Annotated in this window: 23 protein-coding genes; 17 read left to right on the top strand and 6 right to left on the bottom strand. The window is 67.7% G+C overall.

Going from position 1 to position 20409, the window contains the following annotated elements; translation table 11 throughout:
- Nucleotides 1-19 precede the first annotated feature (19 nt).
- From CURSPS6_RS05100 to CURSPS6_RS05090, 3 genes are read left to right on the top strand one after another with little or no spacing between them, the layout of a single operon-like run.
- Nucleotides 20-811 (top strand): lysophospholipid acyltransferase family protein, encoded by a 792-nt coding sequence (locus CURSPS6_RS05100; RefSeq protein ID WP_035810215.1) that lies wholly within the window; start codon nucleotides 20-22, stop codon nucleotides 809-811.
- 60 nt (nucleotides 812-871) lie between these two features.
- The gene (locus CURSPS6_RS05095; RefSeq protein ID WP_051687646.1) at nucleotides 872-1984 is read left to right on the top strand and encodes an NAD(P)H-dependent glycerol-3-phosphate dehydrogenase; all 1113 of its coding nucleotides are present in this window, start codon (nucleotides 872-874) and stop codon (nucleotides 1982-1984) included.
- A gap of 58 nt (nucleotides 1985-2042) precedes the next feature.
- Nucleotides 2043-3170: a D-alanine--D-alanine ligase family protein gene (locus CURSPS6_RS05090; protein ID WP_030014598.1), complete on the top strand. Its 1128-nt coding sequence runs from the start codon at nucleotides 2043-2045 to the stop codon at nucleotides 3168-3170.
- Nucleotides 3171-3255: 85 nt separating this feature from the next.
- Here the strand turns inward: CURSPS6_RS05090 and CURSPS6_RS05085 are convergent, their stop codons facing one another.
- Complete coding sequence (locus CURSPS6_RS05085) at nucleotides 3256-3801, bottom strand: DUF3515 family protein (RefSeq protein ID WP_051687645.1); 546 nt, start codon at nucleotides 3799-3801, stop codon at nucleotides 3256-3258.
- A gap of 198 nt (nucleotides 3802-3999) precedes the next feature.
- On the opposite strand from CURSPS6_RS05085, the gene CURSPS6_RS12500 reads away from it, so the two are divergent.
- Genes CURSPS6_RS12500 through rsmD form a run of 5 tightly spaced genes read left to right on the top strand, consistent with a single transcriptional unit; the run spans nucleotide 4000 to nucleotide 10018 of the window.
- The gene (locus tag CURSPS6_RS12500) at nucleotides 4000-4995 is read left to right on the top strand and encodes a hypothetical protein (RefSeq protein ID WP_030014596.1); all 996 of its coding nucleotides are present in this window, start codon (nucleotides 4000-4002) and stop codon (nucleotides 4993-4995) included.
- Nucleotides 4988-6118 carry a thiamine-phosphate kinase gene (thiL, locus tag CURSPS6_RS05075; protein WP_030014595.1) on the top strand — a complete coding sequence of 377 codons (1131 nt, stop codon included), beginning with the start codon at nucleotides 4988-4990 and terminating at the stop codon, nucleotides 6116-6118. The genes CURSPS6_RS12500 and thiL overlap by 8 nt, the downstream gene beginning before the upstream one ends.
- Nucleotides 6096-7085, top strand: a complete 990-nt coding sequence (locus CURSPS6_RS05070) for a DAK2 domain-containing protein (RefSeq protein ID WP_051687644.1) — start codon at nucleotides 6096-6098, stop codon at nucleotides 7083-7085. Before thiL ends, CURSPS6_RS05070 begins: the two co-directional genes overlap by 23 nt.
- Before the next feature lie 3 nt (nucleotides 7086-7088).
- Nucleotides 7089-9374: an ATP-dependent DNA helicase RecG gene (locus tag CURSPS6_RS05065; protein ID WP_030014592.1), complete on the top strand. Its 2286-nt coding sequence runs from the start codon at nucleotides 7089-7091 to the stop codon at nucleotides 9372-9374.
- 56 nt (nucleotides 9375-9430) lie between these two features.
- A complete protein-coding gene (rsmD, locus tag CURSPS6_RS05060) occupies nucleotides 9431-10018 on the top strand; it encodes a 16S rRNA (guanine(966)-N(2))-methyltransferase RsmD (protein WP_030014590.1) in 588 nt (195 codons plus the stop codon).
- On the opposite strand, the gene CURSPS6_RS05055 is transcribed toward rsmD, so the two are convergent.
- Nucleotides 10015-11274 (bottom strand): aminotransferase class I/II-fold pyridoxal phosphate-dependent enzyme, encoded by a 1260-nt coding sequence (locus CURSPS6_RS05055; RefSeq protein WP_030014589.1) that lies wholly within the window; start codon nucleotides 11272-11274, stop codon nucleotides 10015-10017. The genes rsmD and CURSPS6_RS05055 overlap by 4 nt on opposite strands.
- 106 nt (nucleotides 11275-11380) lie before the next feature.
- Here CURSPS6_RS05055 and coaD point away from each other — a divergent pair, with 106 nt between their 5' ends.
- The 5 genes from coaD to mutM all read left to right on the top strand — a co-directional run bounded on the left by coaD (nucleotide 11381) and on the right by mutM (nucleotide 14449).
- Nucleotides 11381-11851, top strand: coding sequence for a pantetheine-phosphate adenylyltransferase (gene coaD, locus CURSPS6_RS05050; protein WP_030014588.1), 471 nt, complete (start codon nucleotides 11381-11383; stop codon nucleotides 11849-11851).
- A gap of 214 nt (nucleotides 11852-12065) precedes the next feature.
- On the top strand, nucleotides 12066-12578 hold the full coding sequence (locus CURSPS6_RS12305) for a YceD family protein (protein WP_082470339.1): 513 nt from the start codon (nucleotides 12066-12068) through the stop codon (nucleotides 12576-12578).
- A gap of 2 nt (nucleotides 12579-12580) precedes the next feature.
- Entirely contained in the window at nucleotides 12581-12784 is a 204-nt protein-coding gene (rpmF, locus tag CURSPS6_RS05040) for a 50S ribosomal protein L32 (protein WP_030014584.1), read from the top strand.
- Between the two features lie 14 nt (nucleotides 12785-12798).
- Nucleotides 12799-13533: a ribonuclease III gene (gene rnc, locus CURSPS6_RS05035; protein WP_051687642.1), complete on the top strand. Its 735-nt coding sequence runs from the start codon at nucleotides 12799-12801 to the stop codon at nucleotides 13531-13533.
- Entirely contained in the window at nucleotides 13526-14449 is a 924-nt protein-coding gene (gene mutM, locus CURSPS6_RS05030) for a bifunctional DNA-formamidopyrimidine glycosylase/DNA-(apurinic or apyrimidinic site) lyase (protein WP_030014582.1), read from the top strand. The genes rnc and mutM overlap by 8 nt, the downstream gene beginning before the upstream one ends.
- Here mutM and CURSPS6_RS05025 read toward each other — a convergent pair.
- The 4 genes from CURSPS6_RS05025 to CURSPS6_RS05010 all read right to left on the bottom strand — a co-directional run bounded on the left by CURSPS6_RS05025 (nucleotide 14400) and on the right by CURSPS6_RS05010 (nucleotide 17015).
- Entirely contained in the window at nucleotides 14400-14966 is a 567-nt protein-coding gene (locus tag CURSPS6_RS05025; protein WP_197964366.1) for an Abi family protein, read from the bottom strand. The genes mutM and CURSPS6_RS05025 overlap by 50 nt on opposite strands.
- A gap of 153 nt (nucleotides 14967-15119) precedes the next feature.
- A complete protein-coding gene (locus tag CURSPS6_RS05020) occupies nucleotides 15120-15617 on the bottom strand; it encodes an abortive infection family protein (RefSeq protein ID WP_051687641.1) in 498 nt (165 codons plus the stop codon).
- 191 nt (nucleotides 15618-15808) lie between these two features.
- On the bottom strand, nucleotides 15809-16219 hold the full coding sequence (locus CURSPS6_RS05015) for a carboxymuconolactone decarboxylase family protein (protein ID WP_082470090.1): 411 nt from the start codon (nucleotides 16217-16219) through the stop codon (nucleotides 15809-15811).
- Nucleotides 16220-16625: 406 nt separating this feature from the next.
- On the bottom strand, nucleotides 16626-17015 hold the full coding sequence (locus CURSPS6_RS05010; RefSeq protein ID WP_030014578.1) for a heavy metal-responsive transcriptional regulator: 390 nt from the start codon (nucleotides 17013-17015) through the stop codon (nucleotides 16626-16628).
- 104 nt (nucleotides 17016-17119) lie between these two features.
- Between CURSPS6_RS05010 and merA the strand changes: the two genes are divergently transcribed.
- From merA to CURSPS6_RS04990, 4 genes are read left to right on the top strand one after another with little or no spacing between them, the layout of a single operon-like run.
- Entirely contained in the window at nucleotides 17120-18544 is a 1425-nt protein-coding gene (gene merA, locus CURSPS6_RS05005; RefSeq protein ID WP_030014576.1) for a mercury(II) reductase, read from the top strand.
- A gap of 36 nt (nucleotides 18545-18580) precedes the next feature.
- On the top strand, nucleotides 18581-18877 hold the full coding sequence (locus CURSPS6_RS05000; protein WP_030014574.1) for a hypothetical protein: 297 nt from the start codon (nucleotides 18581-18583) through the stop codon (nucleotides 18875-18877).
- Nucleotides 18874-19389 carry a TlpA family protein disulfide reductase gene (locus CURSPS6_RS04995; RefSeq protein WP_030014573.1) on the top strand — a complete coding sequence of 172 codons (516 nt, stop codon included), beginning with the start codon at nucleotides 18874-18876 and terminating at the stop codon, nucleotides 19387-19389. The genes CURSPS6_RS05000 and CURSPS6_RS04995 overlap by 4 nt, the downstream gene beginning before the upstream one ends.
- 3 nt (nucleotides 19390-19392) lie before the next feature.
- Nucleotides 19393-20316 (top strand): cytochrome c biogenesis CcdA family protein, encoded by a 924-nt coding sequence (locus tag CURSPS6_RS04990; RefSeq protein ID WP_030014571.1) that lies wholly within the window; start codon nucleotides 19393-19395, stop codon nucleotides 20314-20316.
- The last annotated feature ends 93 nt before the right edge of the window (nucleotides 20317-20409 follow it).

Here is a 20409-nt window from a genome sequence, read left to right as displayed (position 1 = left end):
GGGAAAGTAGGGACGTCCGGTGGCCTCACCATCCAAGAAGCAGCGACCGCTAGAGACCGTTGCGCCCAGTCGCGGCGGGGACCTGTTGTTCCGGGGCACGGCCGCCGTCGTGCGCCGTGTCCTCAACCTGGTCATCAAGCGTTCGTGGACGGGCATGGAGAAACTCCCGCGCGATCAGGGCTACATCGTGGTCGCCAACCACGTCACCGAGGTCGACCCGCTGACCGTCGCCAACGTGGTCTACATGTCGGGCACGATCCCGCGTTTCCTGGCCAAGGAGTCGCTGTTCCGCATTCCGCTGGTTGGGGCCGTCCTCCATCGCACCGCGCAGATCCCGGTCTTCCGCGGTTCGATGGAGGCTCATAAGTCACTCGAGAGCGCCCGCTCCGTGATCGACGGCGGCGGAGCCGTGCTGATCTACCCCGAAGGCACCTTGACCAAGGACCCCGACCTGTGGCCCATGACGGGCCGGTCGGGGGCCGCGCGATTGGCGATGGCCACGGGCGCCCCGGTGGTGCCGATCGCTCACTGGGGAGAACATGAGTTCCTGGCACCCAAGGCGACCAAGCCCCACGTCTTTCCCCGGAAAACCTCTCACGTGCTCGTCGGAGACCCGATCGACCTCTCCGACCTGCGCGGCGAGAACCGTACGGACCACGTGAGCCGTGATGCCTTGAACGAGGCCACGGAACGCATGATGGATTCCTTGACCCGTCTGGTCGAGGAACTCAGGGGCGAGAAGGCGCCGGAGGGCCGGTGGGATCCGCGTCGTCACCGACGAGTGAAACGTTCCACCGAAGAGAACCACTGATTGGCCAACCCCGAGCGAGCGCGCCACGCGACCACGCGGCACGCGACCGGAAGGAATACCGTGAACGTCAGGGATCAAGCACCAACCGTTCCGCCGACCGTCCCGAAGCCCCATCGCGTGGCGGTGCTGGGCGCCGGGAGTTGGGGCACCGCCTTCGCCAAGATCGCCGCCGACGCGGCGCGGGTCGAGTCCGCCGACGCTCCGAGCTGGGAGGTCGTCCTCTGGGGCCGGAACGCCGAGTCGATGGCCGCGATGCGCTCCACGGGCATCAACGACCGATATTTTCCGAACACCAAGCTCCCCGAGAATCTCGGATTCACCGCCGATCCGGCGGAGGCGTTGGCGGGGGCCGACGTCGTCGTGGTCGCTATCCCGGCCCAGGCCCTGCGCGGTCAGCTGGAGGCCATGGCCTCACTGATCGAGCCGGAGGCCGTGCTCGTCTCGCTGGCCAAGGGGCTCGAACGCGGGACCGGGCTTCGGATGTCCGAGGTCATGGAACAGGTGTTGCCGGGCCGTCGTGAGCAGATCGCCGTGCTCTCGGGCCCGAACCTGGCGAAAGAGATCGTCCAGGAACAACCGACCGCCTCGGTCGTGGCCTCCCGTGGCGAGCGCGCGGCGTCGCTGGTCAGCCGGGTCTGCGTGACCCCGTATTTCCGCCCGTACACCTCGGCCGACGTGGTCGGCGTGGAAATCGGCGGGCTGGTCAAGAACGTGATCGCGCTGTGCGTGGGAATCTGTGAAGGCCGCGACTATGGAGACAATTCCAAGTCCTCGATCATGACCCGGGGCCTCGCGGAGACCACGCGCCTGGCGGTCGCCCTCGGCGGGCGCGCCGAAACCTTGGCCGGGCTGGCGGGTATGGGCGACCTCGTGGCCACGTGTTCCTCGCCCCTGTCTCGCAATCACACGGCGGGGCGACTCCTGGCCGTGGGCCTCAGCGAGGAGGAAGTCGGGCAACGCATGACGCAAACCGCCGAGGGAATGAAGTCGGCGCCCGTCGTGCGCGATTTGGCGCGGCGGCACGGCGTCGAGATGCCCATCGTGGAAGCGGTCTCCGCGGTGTTGGACGGGCACGTCACGGTCGAACAACTCCAGCCCATGCTCCTGGGCCGCACACTCAAGGCGGAAACCCCACACGGCGGCCCCGACGGTTCGGACGCTCCCGCCCGTTGACCCGTGCCGCACGCCGGCCCCATGATCTTTGCAACGAACCCCGTCAGAAAGGGTCCCCATGACCACCCACGCACCAACCGGTCGCACCACCGTCGGCATCCTGTTCGGGGGAGTTTCCTCCGAGCACTCGATCTCGCTGATCACCGCCAAGGGCGTCCTGGGGGTCCTCGACCACGAGAAATACGAGCCGGTTCTGATCGGCATTACTCGCCGCGGAGCCTGGCACCTGAGCAGCGAGGATGAGTTGGCCAGGCTCACCGACGGCGTCCAGCTTCCCGAATTCGAGGCGGCGGGGCCCCAAGCATCGTTGCCCATGGGCGACACCGAGCACGGAATCTTCCTGCGCCACGCGGACGGCACCTTTGAGGAAGGGCCACGGCTCGACGTCGTCTTTCCGCTGTTGCACGGGCCCTTTGGCGAAGACGGAACCCTTCAGGGGCTCCTGGAGATGGCACGCCTCCGGTACGTCGGCGCCGGGGTGACGGCCTCGGCCGTGGGGATGGATAAGCACTTCATGAAGGTCGCCTTCGAAGCGGCGGGACTGGAAGTGGGACCGTACCGCGTGGTGACGGCCCGCGATTGGGCGACGGACCGCGACGCCGCGGAACGTCGGATTCGCGAGTTGTCCTTGCCGCTGTACGTCAAGCCCGCCAGGGCCGGCTCTTCCTGCGGTATCTCGCGCATCGACTCTTGGGATGAGCTGGATGCCGCCATCGCAACGGCCCAGGAGCTTGACCCGAAAATCGTCGTGGAAGAGGGCATCAACGGGCGCGAGATCGAGTGCGCGGTGTTGGACGGGGCGCATCACGAGCAACCCCGGGCCTCGCATCCGGGCGAGATCGAGATCGTCGGTGACGGCCACGCGTTCTATGATTTCGAGGCCAAATATTTGGAGGCGACCTCCTCCGAGCTGAGGTGCCCGGCCGACTTGCCGCCCGAGGTTCAGGACGAGATCCGTCGCAAGGCGGTTCAGGCCTTCCTGGCCCTGGACGGTGAAGGACTGTCGCGCTGCGACTTCTTCTACACCGACGACGGCCGCGTCGTGATCAACGAGGTCAACACGATGCCCGGGTTCACCCCGATCTCGATGTACGGGATGATGTGGACCGAATCAGGAATCGGTTACGGGGAACTCGTGGACCGATTGATCGGGCTGGCGCTGGAGAGGCCCGTGGGGCTCCGATGAGCTGAGGTAGCCCAGAGGCTCGGGTGAGACCGAGCGATACGCGAAAGGCCGGGGAACATTCCCCGGCCTTTCGCGCGCCCGTGGGTCAGCTGTTATCCGAGTAGTCCAGATTGTCCGAGACCGAAGAGCACTGCTTGGTCTGGTGGATGCGGTTCACGGAGGACTGCAAGTCCACGAGGATGGTCGAGGAATTGACCTTACCGGCGTCGAAGGTCACCTGGACGGCCGGGGAGCGGCCGAAAGACGTGGCGGTCCAGGTCCCGGTCCCGTCGAAGCTCTGCTCCGGGGGCTGGCCGGTCGTCGCCGAGGGGGCCGACGAGGCTCCCCGGGACTTCGAGGCGTCCTCGGCGTCGTCCTTGCGAATGGTCCAGTCGACGCCGTTCACCCGGACGCAGGGGTCCATGACGGGTTCCTTCACCCGGGCGCCGCATTTGACGATGATGGTCGCTGGGTCGCCGTAGGCCGTCGTGGCCTGGGCCGTGGTCTCGCGCTTGGACTGACCGGCCAGCGTGTCCGGCATGGCGACCATTGCCGTGGCGCAGTCCGGGTTGGCCGCATCGGGGGCGGGATCGAGGGTCACGGCCGGCGAGCAGCCGCTCAAGGCGAGCACGCCCACGGCGGCCAGAGGCACCCAGATTCGACGGGCGAGACCTCTGCCTTGTACGGTGCGGGCGCCGCGCCCTAAACTGAAGACTCTGCGGGGACCCTTGGCAACTGAAAACACGTCCTCGAGGATACCCCAGATGAACCCGGTGAAGGGTCGTCGGGCTCGGGTGGGGGAGAGTCTTCCGCCGCCAACGGGCCCTCGGGCCCGGCACAGGAAGGATCGATGATTACAAGCCGTCGCCAGCAAGGCCGAACGTCCACGAAGGGGCAACGCGCCGCCGTCCGCGGCGTGGCGTGCGCCGCCGTCGTGGGCGTGATCGGCGTAACTTCTTGGGGCGCGGCGGTTGCGGAGGGTGAGACGCAGCTTCCCGGTGCTCCGAGCGGGGGAACCACGCAGACCGTCACGCCGTCGCCGACGCAGCCGGCGACGGGCACCACCGCGAGCGATGAGACGACGGCCCAGCCGACCACCGCCCAGCCCACGGCCGATCCGAGCAGCCCCCAGCCGACGCCGGAGCCGTCGACCGCCACGCCAAGTCCGGCACCGACGCCGGAGCCGTCGACCGCGACGCCGACCCCGCAGCCCACGCCGACCCCCACGGACGACCCGAAGCCGCAACCGACGCAGAGCCCCGCGCCGGAACCCACACCCACCAAGAACGATTATCCGGAACCCACGCAGAACCCTGAGCCGGAACCGACACAGAACCCCGCTCCTGCGCCGACGCAGAACCCCGGCGGGCAGACGGCCCCCGAGCCGTCGACGCAGCAGCCCACGCCGGCTCCCGTTGCCCCGCAGCCGGAACCGACCTCGGGCGGCTCGGCCAGCCAACCGTCGGCCCAGTTGCCGGCCCCGGCGCCCTCGAGTAGTTCGCCCAGCTCGGGGGCCGACGGCTCATCGGCCGGCCGGCCGTCGTCCAAGCCGGACGCGTCTCTCGGAGAGGGACGCGGGATTTCGAGTTGGGTCAGTCACTACCTCGATTCCAAGAACTCCGAAGCGACGGACCCCGTGGACTCCGATACCAACGCCGGCGTCAGCAACGTGGACCAGCGCTCGAACGCGGGCGCGGAAGAGCAGAACGTGTCGAGCCAACGGAACCTGAGCTCACTGCGAGGCCCGTTGCCCATCATCATTTTCACGGTGTTGGCCCTGGGCGGCATCTGGACCGTGCTGTCCCGGACCTCGAAGTCGCAATCGGGACGCCAGGGCGATGACTGACTCGGTGGCCGCGGAAGCGCCGACCGTCGCGGACACCACCGAAGAAGAACTCTTGCGCCCGATCATCGCGATTTTCGATGAGCACAACCGGTGGGTCGCCGAGCGGAATCCCGACGGGGAATTGATCCTCGGGCCGGGCGACGACTGCGCCGTCTACGATCTTTCCTCCGGCCGCACCGTCGTGACCATCGATTCCCAGACCCAAGGTCAGGACTACCTCCTCGAGTGGCCCTGCGGTTACCAAACCTCCGGTTTCGACATGGGGTGGAAGTCCGCCGCGCAGAATCTGGCCGACGTCGCCGCGATGGGTGCGATTCCGACGGGCCTGGTCGTGAGCCTGGTCTTGCCGCCGACGACCGCCCTGACCATGACCGAGGACATCGCCCGCGGGTACTGCGCGGCCCTGCGAGCGCTCGGGGCATCGCGCTGCACGATCGGCGGCGGGGACGTCGGTTCGGGAACCGAGCTCGGAGCAACCGTGGCGGCCTTCGGGCTGGTCCCTCTCCCTCGGGAAGGGGCGAGGACGATGACCGCCGACGCCGCCGTGCGCCGCTCGGGCGCCCGCGCCGGGGACCTCGTCGTGATCGCCGGGACCGTGGGTCGCGCCGCGGCCGGACTCGATGTGCTGAGGTCCGGGGGCCACACGAGGCCGGTGGCCGCCACCAGCGACCCGGTCGCGTGGGCACATCCCTGCGGCGGGGCCGAGGCATTGGCCGCCTCGCAGTTGCGTCCCCTCCCGCCGATCGCGATGGGCCCCGTCCTCGCCGAGCGCGGGGCCACCGCGATGATCGACGTGTCCGACGGTCTCTTGAAGGATGCCGAGAGGCTGGCACGAGCCTCCGGCGTGAGCATCGATCTGGACGGTGGGCTGCTCGAACCCCTCCTGGAGCCCCTTCGGGATGAGGCGGCGAGGCTGGGGCGCGACCCCTGGGAATGGTTGTTGGCCGGCGGGGAAGACCATGGTCTTTTGGCCACCCTGCCGGCGTCGATGCCCGTCCCCGAGGGGGCTCGTGCGATAGGCTTTTGTGGAGAGTTGAGCGATCGGGAGTCCCTCGTCGTCGTGGACGGGAGAGCTCGTAGACATAGGGGATGGGACCATTTTGCAGCTGAAGACCGGGTCTAGCGCCGCCGTCATGCGACGGTGGCTCACGGTAGCCGCAGATGTTCTGGACCGTCACCAGGACGAGCTGAACGCCCTGAACGTCTTTCCCGTGGCCGACGCCGACACCGGCACCAACATGGCCATCACGGTCAGGGCCGGCGCCCAGGCCGCCGAGATGATCAACACGACCCTCGTGGGCGAGCTGTTCGAAATCTGCGGGCGGCACTGCCTGGAAGAGGCCAAAGGAAATTCGGGAACGCTCTTCGCCGTGATTTTGGCCGGATGCGCCGAGCCCTTGCGGGAAGAGACCCGGCTGACGGCCTTCGGCTTCGCGGGAGCCCTCGAGCACGCCCGAACCCGGGTGCTCGGCGCCCTCCACGACCCGGTCGAGGGGACCATCCTGTCCTTCGTCAACGACATCACCCGCGCCGCCGGAGCGTGGGCGGACCCGGACGACTCCAATAAGAACCTGAGCACCATGCTGGACCACCTGGTCGTCGTCGGCCATCGGTCGGTCGGTCGCACGAGCAGCCAGCTCGAGGTGCTCCGGGGGACCGGCCGGGTCGACGCGGGCGCGCTGGGAATGTTGATCATCTTCGACGTCCTCGCCCATACCGTTCGCGGGGAAGCCTACCCCGGGGCCGAAAAACGTCCCTACGCTTCGTGGCTCGCCGACGAATCGGACGGTGAGCACGCGGCACCCCAGGGGACCTCCACGCCCGGGCCCGGCCCCGAGGTCGGGGAGGACGGCGTCGAGCTGATGTGCGCGATCGAACTGGAGGCCCTGGCCGCCGCCCAACTGCGCCACGAACTGTCCCAGGTGGGGGATTCCGTCATCATGACGGCCGTCTCGCAGGAGCAGGACGAGAAGATCCGGTGGCGCGTTCACGTGCACGTTCCCGAGGCGGCAACGGCCATGTCGATCCTGGGCCAATTCGGTAAACCCCTGGACATCACCACCGAGTCCCTCTCGGCCGAGGACGCCTGATCCGTGGCCGACGAAGCCCTCGAGGCGCGGCCGCTCTCGTCCGTCCTGCATCCCAAGACGGCCGATGCCCTATCGCGTCACCTGTCCCTCGAGACTCTCGGCGATCTCCTGGAATATTTTCCGCGACGGTACCTGCCTCGCGGTGAACTGACGAACTTTTCCGACCTCGAATGGGGCAACGAGGTTTCCATCATCTCCCGGGTCCTGTCCGTGACGACGCGGCGGATGCACTCGCGGCGCGGATCCATCGCCGAGGTCACGGTCACGGACCAGCTGGCCCACGAGGACCGGCCCGCTCAGGCCCCTGACTTCGAAGGACGGCTGGACGCCCTCGCGGGGACAGCTCAGACCGCCGCGAGCCACCCGGCGGGCAACATCATGACGCTGTCTTTTTTCAATGCCTGGACCGCGTCCAAGGATCTCGCGGTCGGGGATCACGTCATGTTTTCGGGAAAGGTCTCCGAGTTCAAGGGGCAGCTGACCCTGACCAATCCGCACTACGCGGTGCTCAGCCAGCCGGGTGCCGCGGTGGGGGAAGAGCCGGACCCCGAGGCCCCTCTGCCGCCGTTGCCGGTCTATCCCGCCACGGCCAAATACCCCACCGATCGCATCGCCGCGGCGGTCGCGACTCTCCTGGACAAGGTCGATCTGGCCGACTGCGTGGATCCCGTGCCCCCCGAGCTTCACCAGCGCCACCGTTTACCGTCGCTCGCACGGGCATATCGCCTGGTGCATCGGCCGGAGGAGGAAGCCGATCCGCACCGGGCGATGAGATATTTCCGGTACCGCGAGGCCCTCGTGCTTCAGGTCATTTTGGCTCGTCGCGCCGCGGTCTTGGACTCGCAGCGCACCGAGGCCTACCCACCGGTCGGGGGAGGTCTCCTCGAAACCTTCGACGCGGGCCTGCCCTTCACCCTGACCGCGGGCCAGGAGCGGGTCGGGCGGGAAATCCGCGACGACGTCGGCTCGGTGCGCCCCATGAACCGCCTCTTGCAGGGCGACGTCGGCTCGGGCAAGACGCTGGTCGCCCTGCGGGCCATGTTGCAGGTCGCCGATAGCGGCGGCCAAGCGGTCATGTTGGCTCCCACGGAGGTCCTGGCCGGCCAGCACGAACGATCGATCCGATCCGTGCTCGGGAGCCTGGCCGATGAGGCCGGCGTGGTCGTGTTGACCTCGTCGATGTCGGCCGCCGCCAAGAGGGAAACGCTGGCTCGGATCGTCTCGGGTGAGGCGCGGATCGTCATCGGGACCCACGCCCTGTTGGGTAAACACGTGACGTTCGCCCGGTTGGGCCTGGTCGTCGTCGACGAGCAGCATCGCTTCGGGGTGCGGCAGCGGCACACCCTCATGGGCCCGGACGGCACGCCGGTGCATCGGCTCGTGATGACCGCGACCCCGATCCCGCGATCCGTCGCGATGACGGTTTTTGGTGATCTCTCGGTCTCCGTCTTGGACGAATTGCCCGCCGGCCGGCAGGAGGTCGCAACGCACGTGGTCTCGCTGGCCACGCATCCGTCGTGGGAGGCGCGGTTGTGGCAGCGCGCCCGGGAGGAGATCGACAAGGGGCACCAGGTGTTCGTGGTGGTCCCGACGATCAATGATGCGGCAGAGGACCCCTCGGAGCCTTCCGAGGCCGACCGCGGATTGGGCGGCTCGCGCAAGAGCTCGGCCGGGACGCTGCAGTCGGTCGAGGGGCTGAGCGGGCGGCTGACGTCACTGCCGGTGCTCGCGGGGTGCCGGATCGAGGCCCTGCACGGCAGGATGGAAGGCGCCGAAAAGTCGCGGATCATGAACGGGATGGCCCGCGGGGAAATCGACCTGCTCGTGGCGACCACCGTGATCGAGGTGGGCGTCGACGTGCCGAACGCGACCCTGATGATCATCATGGACGCCGACCGGCTCGGGATGTCCACGTTGCACCAGTTGCGCGGCCGGATCGGTCGTGGCGGACTCGCCGGAACGTGCCTGCTGGTGACCGAGCAGGATTCCGAGGGCGCCTCGATCCCGCGGCTCGACGCCGTCGCCTCGACGCGGGATGGCTTCGAATTGTCGAGCCTCGACCTCGAGCAACGCCGAGAAGGAGATATCCTGGGCGACAGCCAATCCGGAAACCGCTCGACGCTCCGCAATCTCTCGGTCCTGCGCCACGCCACGGTGATCGAGCAGGCCCGGACGGACGCGCAGGACCTCGTCGCGGAAGACCCCGACCTCTCGAACCACCCGCAATTGCGGCAGGCCGTGCTGGAGGCCGATCATCAGGAGAACACCGAATATCTCTATCGCGGCTGATCGAGCCGGAGGACACGGCGGGGCCGTGACAACGTCATGTGAAGGATGGATACGGGATGGGACGCATCATCGCAGGGGCCGCCGGTGGCGCCCGACTGGCCTCGGTCAAGGGGGAGAAGACCCGCCCGACGACGGACCGCGTCAAAGAGGCGCTGTTTTCCCGATTGGAAACCTACGGGGTCCTCGCCGGGGCCCGCGTGCTGGACCTCTTCGCCGGGTCCGGGGCCCTGGGCCTGGAAGCGGCGAGCCGCGGAGCGACGTCGGTGACCCTGGTGGACCGAGACCGATCCGCCCTCGAGGCGTGCCGCCGGAATCGTGAGGCCCTGCTCAACGCCGGGGTCGGTGCGGATATCTCGGTGGTCAACGCGCAGTCCTCGAGGTACCTCGGACGGGCGAACGAGACCTGGGACGTGGTCTTCATCGACCCTCCGTACGCGATGCCGGACGCCGAGCTCGCGGAGACTCTCCAGCAGGTGGCGTTGCGGCTCGCCGACGGCGCGATCATCGTGGTCGAACGATCGACGCGCAGCGCCGAGCCCACCTGGGGCGCAGCGCTGCGTCGCTTCGGCGAACGGGCTTACGGGGAGACCACGCTGTGGTTCGCCGAGCCCGAGCCGGGCGCCGAGCAGCCCGCCGACGCCTAGGACAGCCCTGCCTCGCCGAGGCGTTGGACCGCCCGGCGCAAGACGTCCGGGCGCTTGCAGAACGCGAAGCGGACCCACGGGGCGTAGAGCGAACGGTGCTCGGGCGTCGCGAAGGCCTGGAGAGGCACCACCGCGACCCCTGCCCGTTCGGCCAGGGCCACGGAGATCTCGGTTCCGTCGCTACCCCATGCCTCGGATAGCGACTCGGTCGAGGCGACCGTGAAGAAGGTGCCGTCGGGACGGTGAGCGGCGAAGGGGCTGGCCTGGAGGCCGTCGAGGAGGACGTCGCGCTGATGACGGTACTGGTCCGACAGCTCGGCGTAGAAGTCCGATCCGCGGGCCCACGCCATGGTCTCGGCCACCGCGTTCTGGAGCGGAGCCGCCGCGGAATGCGACAGATAGCCCTTGGTGACCCGGATTCCGCGGGTCAATTCCGGGGGCGCGATGGCCCAACCGACCCGCCACCCGGTAATGGAGAACGTCTTCGACGCGGAAGAGACGCGGACGGTTCGATCGCGCGAGGCCTCGAGAGAACCCAAATCCACCGGTTCGCGGTCGAAGGCGAGGTGCTCGTACACGGAATCCGTCACGATGATCGCGTCGTGTCGTTCGGACAGCTCGGCGATCAGCGTCATGATCTCGTGGTCGAACACGGTTCCCGTCGGGTTGTGGGGATCGTTGACCACGACCATTCGGGTCCGGTCGGAAAACGCCGCGCGCAGGCGCTCCGGATCGGGAGTGAAGGTCGGCGGAAGCAGTGGCACCGTGACGACCGTGGCACCGCTCAGCCCGGCGAGGGCCGGATACAGGTCGTAGAACGGTTCGAACAGGACGATTTCGTCCCCGGGTCGGAGGAACGCCAGCATGGTGGCGCTCAAGGCTTCGGTCGCACCCGCCGTCACGGTGACCTCGGTGTCCGGGTCGGGGCCGCGTCGTCCGGAGAGGATCTCGTGCTCGGAGATCTCACGGCGCAGAGCGGGCAGGCCTGCGATCGTCGCGTACTGATTCCGTCCGTCCGTGACCGCGCGCGCCAGAGATTCGGCGAGGACGCCCGGGCCGTCGGTGTCGGGGAAGCCCTGCCCGAGATTGATCGCGTCGTGCCGCTGCGCCAGGGAACTCATCTCTTCGAAGATGGTCGAGGAGAGCGATCCCTGCTCGTCCAGCAGGCCCGCGCTCAGCGCCAGCGACTTCCAGGGCGGCGCGGCGTCGTGAGGCCGAAGGGACGTGGAGGGGGAGCGCTGAGTGTCGTCGTGCATTCCCTCATGGTAAGGGGCGTCACAGGCGGAAACGAAAGTTCGACGCGTCGGCGGGCGGTCTTTGCGTCGCGGGGGATCGCGGGTGCGCGCCTGATAACTTGGAGTCATGAGTCTTGCCGTTTGCCCGGGTTCCTTCGACCCGATTCACAACGGACATGTCGAAGTCATCACCCGCGCCACCAAAATCTTTTCCAGTGGTGTCATCGTCGCCGTGTCCAATAATCCCGCCAAGAAATACCGCTTCGACCTGTCGGAGCGGCTCGACATGGTGACCGAGGTCTTCAGCTGGCTCGACGGAGTCACGGTCGAGCCCATGACGGACGACCTGCTCGCCGAGTACGCGCGATCGCGGGGAGCGACCGCGATCGTGAAGGGCCTCCGTGACGCGAAGGATTTCGTGTACGAGGCGCCGATGGCGACGATGAACCGCAATATCAGCGGGGTCGAGACCGTGTTCCTGGCCGGCGACCCGAAGAACGGGCACCTGTCCTCCTCGCTGATCAAAGAGGTGGCTTCCTTCGGCGGAGACATCCGAAGTTTCGTGCCCCGTTCCGTGGGACGCCGGTTCGGACACTAGCCCGAACCGGGGCGCTCATGGCCGCTGACCAGGGATGACGTTATGATGTTGGTCATACGTTGCGACTCTGTGGCCCTTGAGGGTTGTTTGCCCTGCGGCACCTGAGTAGGCTGGAGAGTCGGTCATCACGTCGTATCAGGAGTTCATCATTAACAATGACAGTTCATCGTCCTTGACGATATCCGTCAGGGATCTGGCCCATCGGCCGGGGACCATGGAGCACCTCGATCAGACCGTGGCCGTGCCTCAGGACTTCGGGAATCCCCAGATCGGGGCGCCAGAAGGTTCCGACATCACACTCGATCTCCGCCTGGAATCCGTGCATGATGGTATCTTTGTCAATGGTGTTGCCTCCGTGAGTGTTCACGGAGAGTGCAGCCGGTGTTTGGATCCCATCGACTTTCCAGTGACGGCTGACATTCAAGAGCTGTATGTTTTTGAACGTGAACCCGAAGGCCAGTCGCAAGACGAAGCAGACGAGCAGTACTGCGTTGAGAACGATTCCATCGATCTTGAGCCGGTGCTGCGGGATGCGGTCATAACGCAACTGCCGTTCCAGCCCGTGTGCCGGGAGGATTGCCAGGGACTGTGCTCCGAATGCGGAGCGCGCCTTGACGAGAATCCCGATCATCACCACGAGAACCTGGATCCTCGCTGGTCGGCCCTTTCCGGGCTGTTCGGTGCGGAGGCCGCAAACGAGACAACCGAGACGAGAGAAGAGAGATAGCCGTGGCTGTTCCCAAGCGGAAAATGTCCCGTGCCAATACGCGCGCACGTCGCTCCCAGTGGAAGGCCTCCGCGCCTCAGCTGGTCAAGACCGTTGAAAACGGCAAGGTGACCTACAGCCTTCCCCACCAGGCGAAGGTCGTCACCGATACCGCCGGCACCCCCCTGTACCTGGAGTACAAGGGTCGCAAGGTGGCCGACGCCTAGGAATTGGCGTCCATATGACTACCGTGCAATACGGAGAGCTGTTGAAGCGTCTCGGAGTCGATATCGACGCCGAGACGCTTCAGCTTGCACTCACTCACCGTTCCTACGCGTACGAGAACGGTTCGATTCCTCACAACGAGCGGCTCGAGTTTCTGGGCGATTCCGTCCTGGGGCTCGCCGTGACCACCGAGCTGTACCGCCGTTTCCCCGACCTGTCGGAAGGGGAATTGGCCAAGCGTCGTGCCGCGGTCGTCTCCGAGAGGTCTCTCGCCGCGATCGCGCGTTCCCTGGAGCTGGGTCAACACATCCGGCTCGGCCGCGGGGAATTGCTGACCCACGGTGACGACAAGGACTCGATCCTCGCCGACACCATGGAGGCGCTGTTCGGCGCCACCTATATCTCCTGCGGCGGGACGCCCGCCCGGGACCTCGTTCTTCGCCTGACCGGCCCGCTCCTCGACGACGACTTCGTCCTCGGCGCGGGAAGGGACTGGAAGACCGAAATTCAGGAACTCGCCGCGTCGATGGATCTGGGCGACATCCAGTACCACGTCACGGGCACCGGCCCGGATCACGCGCGCGTCTTCGAGGCCCGACTGGAAATCGGCGACCAGACGCAGGGCGTCGGCACCGGTTCCGCCAAGAAGCACGCCGAGCGTGCTGCCGCCGAGGCGGCGTACCGGCACCTGACCGAGCAAGAGTCGGCCGCCGTGACCAAACTCCGCGATACCAGCCAGGACAGTGCCTGAGCTACCCGAGGTCGAGGTGGTCCGTGCCGGACTTGCCCGACACATCATGGGTGCGCGGATCGACGCGATCGAGGTCTCCGACCCCCGGTCGCTGAGGCGGCACCCGGAGGCCCCCGAGGATTTCCGCTCCGCCCTTGCCGGTGCCGTGATTCGTGACGTGTGCCGGCGGGGAAAATACATGTGGTTGCGCGTGGCGACCGACGGAAACCCCGGTCTCGACCAGCGCGCCCTCGTGGTGCACCTCGGCATGAGCGGGCAAATGCTCTTAGCGACCTCGGACATGCCCGGGCACCGTCACACCCGCATCACCCTGCGCCTGGTTCACGACGACGGCCGAGCTGGGGAGTTGCGGTTCGTCGATCAGCGGATCTTTGGCGGTCTGTACCTGGACCCGGTGGTCCCCGTGGTCGACCGCCGGGGCAATCCTGTTCCCGCGGCCTCCACCAGCTTGCTGGATCTTCCCGAAATCCCGCACACGGTCGAGCACATTGGCCGAGACCCGCTGGACCCGCACTTCGACGCGCGGCAGTTCCGGCGCCGCGTCTTGGCGACCACCAGCGGGATCAAGAGGGTGCTCCTGGACCAGTCGGTGATCTCGGGCATCGGCAATATCTACGCCGACGAGGCCCTGTGGCGGGCCCGACTGCACTACGCCAAGCCGGCCCGGACCATCTCCGCCGCGCAGACGCGCGAGCTCATCTCCTCGGCCACCGAGGTCATGACCGAGGCCCTGGCACAGGGCGGAACGAGTTTCGATTCCCTCTACGTCAACGTGAACGGTGAATCCGGAAGAAGCTCATTGAATGTCTATGGACGGGAGGGTCGCCCGTGCAAGCGCTGCGGCACCCCGATCGTGCGCGAGCGCTTCATGAACCGGTCGAGTCATCTTTGCCCGGTCTGCCAGCGAAGACGCTAGCTGAACGTCGCAGTCGAGTAGCTCGACAGCGGCCCAGACGGGGAGCCTGCCGCCGTACTTCTGCCGGTGGTGCTCGACGAAGTCCTCGCTGGGCGTGCTGCAGCTCGAACTCGTAGCCGGCGAGCCAGTCGGCGTAGGAACCACCGCTGCGGGCCGTGGGACCGAGTAGATTCGGCTCCAGGTGCGCGCACGGGTCGACGCGGCCGAGCTCGTGACCCAGCAGTGCTCTGATGGCGAGCTCGATGCGGGACAGCTCGGCGAAGGCCGCGGTGCGCAGCCGGGCGTCGAACTCGTAGAGCGCGGCGACGTCGGCCAACCGGGTCCCGGAGTAGAAGTCGTCCTGGCGTTGGCTCCCGACGATCTGTCGGAACGGGTACCAGTACCCGCTGAGCCGGTAGTAGCTGACGCGCCGCAGCAGGGCGACGGCCTCGTCGCGGTCCCCGACGTCCATGCCGCGTTGGATGAGCAGGTCGACTTGCTCGTCGTAGGAGCGGTACTCCTTGACTGCTCCGTCCAACTGCACCGTCCAGAAAAGAATGAGGACCGGCCCTGGACCTACCGAGGTAGGCGGAACCGGTCTTGGTGAGTCCATAGTAGCCGAGACGAGATCGCCCGGCAATCGAACGCCGAAACCGAAGAGGAGCCCGTCGGCAGCCAATGCTGGTAAGAGTCAAGCCTCCGAGTGACGCCAGGGGGCGTCGGGATCGGCGAGGGTCTCGAGCATGAGCTGGCACCAGACCTGGGCCGCGCCAACGACGAGGCGAGCGTGCCGCGGGCGCACCCATCTGGGCACTTCCTCGGCTCCGTGGTCGATGCCGACGCTGTTCCTGAGCTCGGTGACGCTCTGGGTGAGGGTGATCAGCGACTGCAGGGCCTGGCGGAGCGCTCGGTCCTCGTCGCTGACCGACTTGGGGGCGAGGCCGAGCGATACCTGGGCGGCCTTGACCAGCGCGGGCACCTTGGCTGCTCGGGCATAGCTCTGCCCGCGGGCGGTGAGGACGCACTTGGCGGTCGATTCGATCAGCGCCTTGGCGGTGCTGACGGCGAGCCGTGGGTCGGTGTCGACGCTGTCGCCGAGCCTGCGCAGGTGGTCCTGGATGGACTGCGGGTCGGGGAGGGCGTTGAGCGCGTGCTCGGTCAGCTTCGCCCCGGCCCGGCCGATGCGCACGGTGCCGCTGGCCTCGTCGACGTCGAAGCCGTTCTCGCGCAGGATCCGGACCCACTTGTCCCGCAGGCCATCGGTGCTGACCCAGCCGATAGACGTGTCCTGGACGATCGGCCAGGACCCAGTCGGGGCTGCGGCCGGCGACCAGGGCGGGGGCCTTCGACGTCGCCGGCTTCGAAAGCATGGTCATCTGCTCAGCGGGCATCGAGGACCTCTTTGAGGACGGTGGCCGCGCTCATCCCCGCCGGCCACCCGGCGTAGAAGGCCAGGTGCGTCGCGACCTCGGCCAGTTCCTCCTGGGTCACTCCGTTGTCGAGCGCCAGGTTGAGATGAGACCGCAGCTGGTCGGTCCGCCCGAGCGCGGTCAGGGCCGCGACGGTCGCCAGGCTGCGGTCGCGCCGAGAGAGTTCAGCCCGTGCCCAGACGTCGCCGAACAGCACCTCGTCGGTCAGTTCGGCGAGCTTCGGGGCGACGTCGCCTACCAGCTGCTGTGCCCTGCTCTTCTCCTTGCCATGCGATCCTCCTGCGGGTCCACCGAGAACGAGACTCGTCCCGTTCGTGATCGACGTTAAACCTCCGGAAGCGGCGGAGGGAGGAACCGCCATTACACCCAACGGCCGTGCGCCGCGGGCGTCCCGTTGACATCTCACCGACGAGACGACGCTCAGCCGCCGGGCTCATACCGGTGGGCGAATCGCAGAGCGCCGCTTCGTCGGGGGATGAACTCCACGACACTGGACTATGCGGTCCAGACATAGAGCATCGTCTTGCCGACACCGGCATCGCTCGAACTCGCCAGCCCCATGATGCGCAGCTGACATCGAATGAACTTGTGATGATCGCACAGTTTTCACTAGTGGTGCGGGGATCGCAGGGTCTGGCATAACCGCCCCATAGGCACCGCACCGGACCCAATGACCTTAAGTGCATAGGTGGGTGCTGGCTCGCGTCAGCCGCAGCCGACACTCCGTGAACTACCCACCTATGCGCAGCAAAGATTCAATTCACCGATCACACGTATCGGCAGACCTGATCGACACTGCATGTATCGGGTTCCGGGTGCGAGGCGTTCTCCCGGAGCTCTGCGATCGTGTCGCGCAGCGCGCCGAGCTGAGCGATCTGCTGCTCGATGTCGTTCAGCCGCGCGTCGAGCAGGTCACGCACGTGCTCGCACGGCGCACGACCGGCATCACGGATCTCGACGATCTGGCGGATCTGGGCGAGGGTGAGGCCGGCTGCTCGGCCGCGGTGGATGAAGTCGATCCGCGCGACGGCCTCCGGCGTGTAGTCGCGGTACCCGGCCGGTGTCCGGTCGGTTGGCGAGAGCAGTCCCTGCTCTTCGTAGAACCTCAGTGTCTTCGTCGTGGTGCCTGTCTCCGCGGCGAGTTCTCCGATCCGCATCGCTGCCTCCCGTCGCGCGGCGCGCCGCTCTTGACCTTCCCCTGCACTGGAAGGTCCAGTATGGCTGAGAAAGACGAAGAGTCCAAGCGTCGACAGGAGCAAGGATGCCTACGAAGTACGACCTCGCCGTCATCGGGTCCGGCGGCGGCGCGTTCGCCGCCGCCATCCGCGCGAGCACGCTCGGCAAGTCGGTGGTGATGATCGAGCGCGGCACCTTCGGAGGGACGTGCGTGAACACCGGATGCGTGCCGTCGAAGGCGCTCATCGCCGCGGCGGAGGCGCGGCACGTCGCCGCGGATGCGACCGGCCGGTTCCCGGGCATCATGACGAGCGCGGCACCGGTCGACATGCCCGGCCTCGTCGGCGGAAAGCAGGCACTAGTCGAGTCGTTGCGGGGCGAGAAGTACGTCGACGTCGCCGACTCCTACGGCTGGCAGGTCCTGCGGGGTGACGCCTCGTTCGCAGGCACGCCCGATGTTCCTCTCCTCGAGGTCATGGCGTCTGACGGGACTGTTGAGACCGTCGAGACCGATCACTTTCTGGTCGCGACCGGCTCCCGGCCGTGGGCCCCGCCGATCGACGGCCTGGAGGAGGCCGGGTATCTGACGTCGACCACGTCGATGGAGCTAACCGGGGTCCCGGAGTCGCTGCTGGTGCTCGGCGGCGGCTACGTCGCCCTGGAGCAGGCCCAGCTGTTCGCCCGGCTCGGGTCGAAGGTCACCGTGCTGGTGCGCTCACGGCTGGCGTCGAAGGAGGAGCCGGAGGTCTCCAAGACGCTTGAGGAGGTCTTCGCCGAGGAGGGCATTCGGGTGGTCCGCCGTGCGGTTCCCCTCCGCGTCGTCCGCGACGCGAGCGGCGGCCAGGTGGTTGTCACCGCGGATGTGTCCGGCGGGTCGCAGGAGTTCCGCGCCGGACACGTCCTGGTCGCGCTCGGCCGCCGGCCAGTCACCGACGGGCTGAACCTCGGCGCGGTCGGAGTGAAGACCGGCGACGCCGGGGAGGTCGTGGTCACCGATCAGTTGCAGTCGTCCAACCCGCGGGTCTGGGGCGCGGGCGACGTGACCGGGCACCCCGAGTTCGTCTACGTCGCCGCGCACCACGGCACCCTCGTCGCGGAGAACGCCTTCACCGACGCCCATCGGTCGGTGGACTACGCGCGGCTGCCGCGGGTGACGTTCACCGGCCCGGCGATCGGCGCGGTCGGCATGACCGAGCAGCAGGCCCTCGACGCCGGGATCCGCTGCGACTGTCGAGTGCTGCCGCTGCACCACGTGTCGCGGGCACTGGTCAACCGCGACACCCGCGGCTTCATCAAGATGGTGGCGAATGCCGACACCGGGAAGATCCTCGGCCTGACCGCGGTAGCGAAGGACGCCGGTGAGCTGGCGGCTGCCGGAGTCCACGTGCTGGGCAAGACCATCGCTGAGGTCGCCGACGCCTGGGCCCCGTATCTGACCATGGCCGAGGGCATCCGCATCGCCGCCAAGGCCTTCACCACCGACGTCTCGAAACTGTCGTGCTGCGCGTAAGCGCGCGACGAGGCGAGGCGGAGAGAGAGGAACGAGATGGGATCCGACCACGATAGGAGGCATAGCAGCGGCGGCCTGCTGGTGGCGGGTGCAGGACTGCTGATGGTCCTCTGCTGCGCACTGCCCCTCCTCATCGCCGGCGGCGCGCTCGCGGGCGTTGGCGGCGTGCTAGGCAGTCCCTGGGTCATCAGTGCCGGACTCGTCGTCGTGGCGGTCGCGGTGATCGCCAGCTTGCGACGACGACGCCGCAACGACGTCCAAGGCTGCTGTCCACCCACCCCGCAGACAGGTGCCGACCAAGGAGACGAAACGAAGGAGGAGAAAGACAGATGACGTACCGTATCTCCCGCCGGACGGCGATCTCAATCGCAGGCGTCCTGGCTGTCGGGTCGTTGGGTCTCACCGGCTGCGGCAGCAGCGACGCGGCCGAGAGCGATGGACCGGTGACGGTGGCCGCTCTCGATGGCCAGCAGATCAGCCTGCCCGCCGCCGGGAAGCCCACCGCGGTGTTCTTCTTCTCCGTCGGCTGCGGCGAATGTGTCAATGGCGTCCGCTTCCTCGGCGAAGCGGTCACCATCGCAGACGAGAACGGCAACGAGGCCAGTTTCCTCGCCGTCGACATGGATCCGCGCGAGTCCGAGGAGACCATCGAGGGCTTCATGGAGTACGTCGGGGCCGAGCACGTCCCGGCCGCCATCGACGAGGGCGCGGCCGTGTCCCAGCGGTTCAAAGTCGCTGCTCTGTCCACCCTCATCGTCGTCGACGCCGACGGCCAGGTGACCTTCCGCGCCACGGACCCCGATGCCGAGACGATCACCGCCGAGCTCGCGAAGGCCGGGGCTTGAGCCATGGGCGGCCTGCTCGCCCTCGCCTTCGCCGCCGGCATGATCGCCCCGGTCAACCCCTGCGGCTTCGCGCTACTCCCGGCATGGATCGCCCATACGCTGGGTGACGCCGACGCCTCCCCGGTCTCGGTCCGCGTTCTGCGGGCCCTGCGGGCAGGGCTCGCGCTGTCGATCGGGTTCGCAGGCACGCTTGCGCTGGCCGGGGTCGTGGTGAGCGCCGGGGCACGGGGCTTGATTCAGGCGGCTCCAGCGCTCGGGCTCGCCGTCGGAGCCGTGCTGGTGCTGCTCGGCGCGGCGATGCTGGCCGGCCGATCGATTTCCCTTCGACTGCCCAGCATCCCCGGCCGAGCGACCGAGAGGCTGCCAAGCACTGTCCGAATGGTCGTCTTCGGTGTCGGCTACGCGGCGGCGTCATTGTCGTGCACCGTCGGGGTCCTCCTCGCGGTCATCGCTCAGGCCCAGGCCACCGCCAGCTTCTCCGGCCTGCTCCTCGTCTTCGGCGTCTACGCCGCCGGCTCGGCCACCGTCCTGCTGCTCGTCGCCATGACCACGGCCACCGCTGGCTCCCTGCTCACCCGACGCGTCGCGGCACTCGCTCGCTACGGCCCCAAAGTCACCGCCGCCGTCCTCGTGCTCACCGGGATCTACCTGACGTGGTACTGGTTTCCGGCCGCCACCAGCGACGCCCCGGCCTCCGGCCGCACCGACGGGATCGCCGCCGTCTCCGCGGCGGTGTCCGGCTGGCTCCAGGGACAGACCGTCCTCATTACTGGACTCTCCATCGCAGCGGTGCTGCTGGCCCTAGTGGTCGGGGCGCTCCAACGGCGACGTCGGACGTCGGCCCGGATGACGACCGAGGACTGCTGCGGCGCAGAGTCGCCGCGCTCGGCAGACGATGAGCCCGACGCATCGACCGCACAGGGCTGACCAGGCCCGTACGAGCGTGGTCGGCAAGGAGTGCGAGTCACGCCGTTCGTCATCAGAGCGGTCGGCGTGAGGTAGGACGCCGCGTGGGCGCTC

Source organism: Curtobacterium sp. S6, assembly GCF_000710345.2.
GTDB lineage: Bacteria > Actinomycetota > Actinomycetes > Actinomycetales > Micrococcaceae > Rothia.
This window is presented reverse-complemented; position numbering and strand designations above follow the sequence as displayed.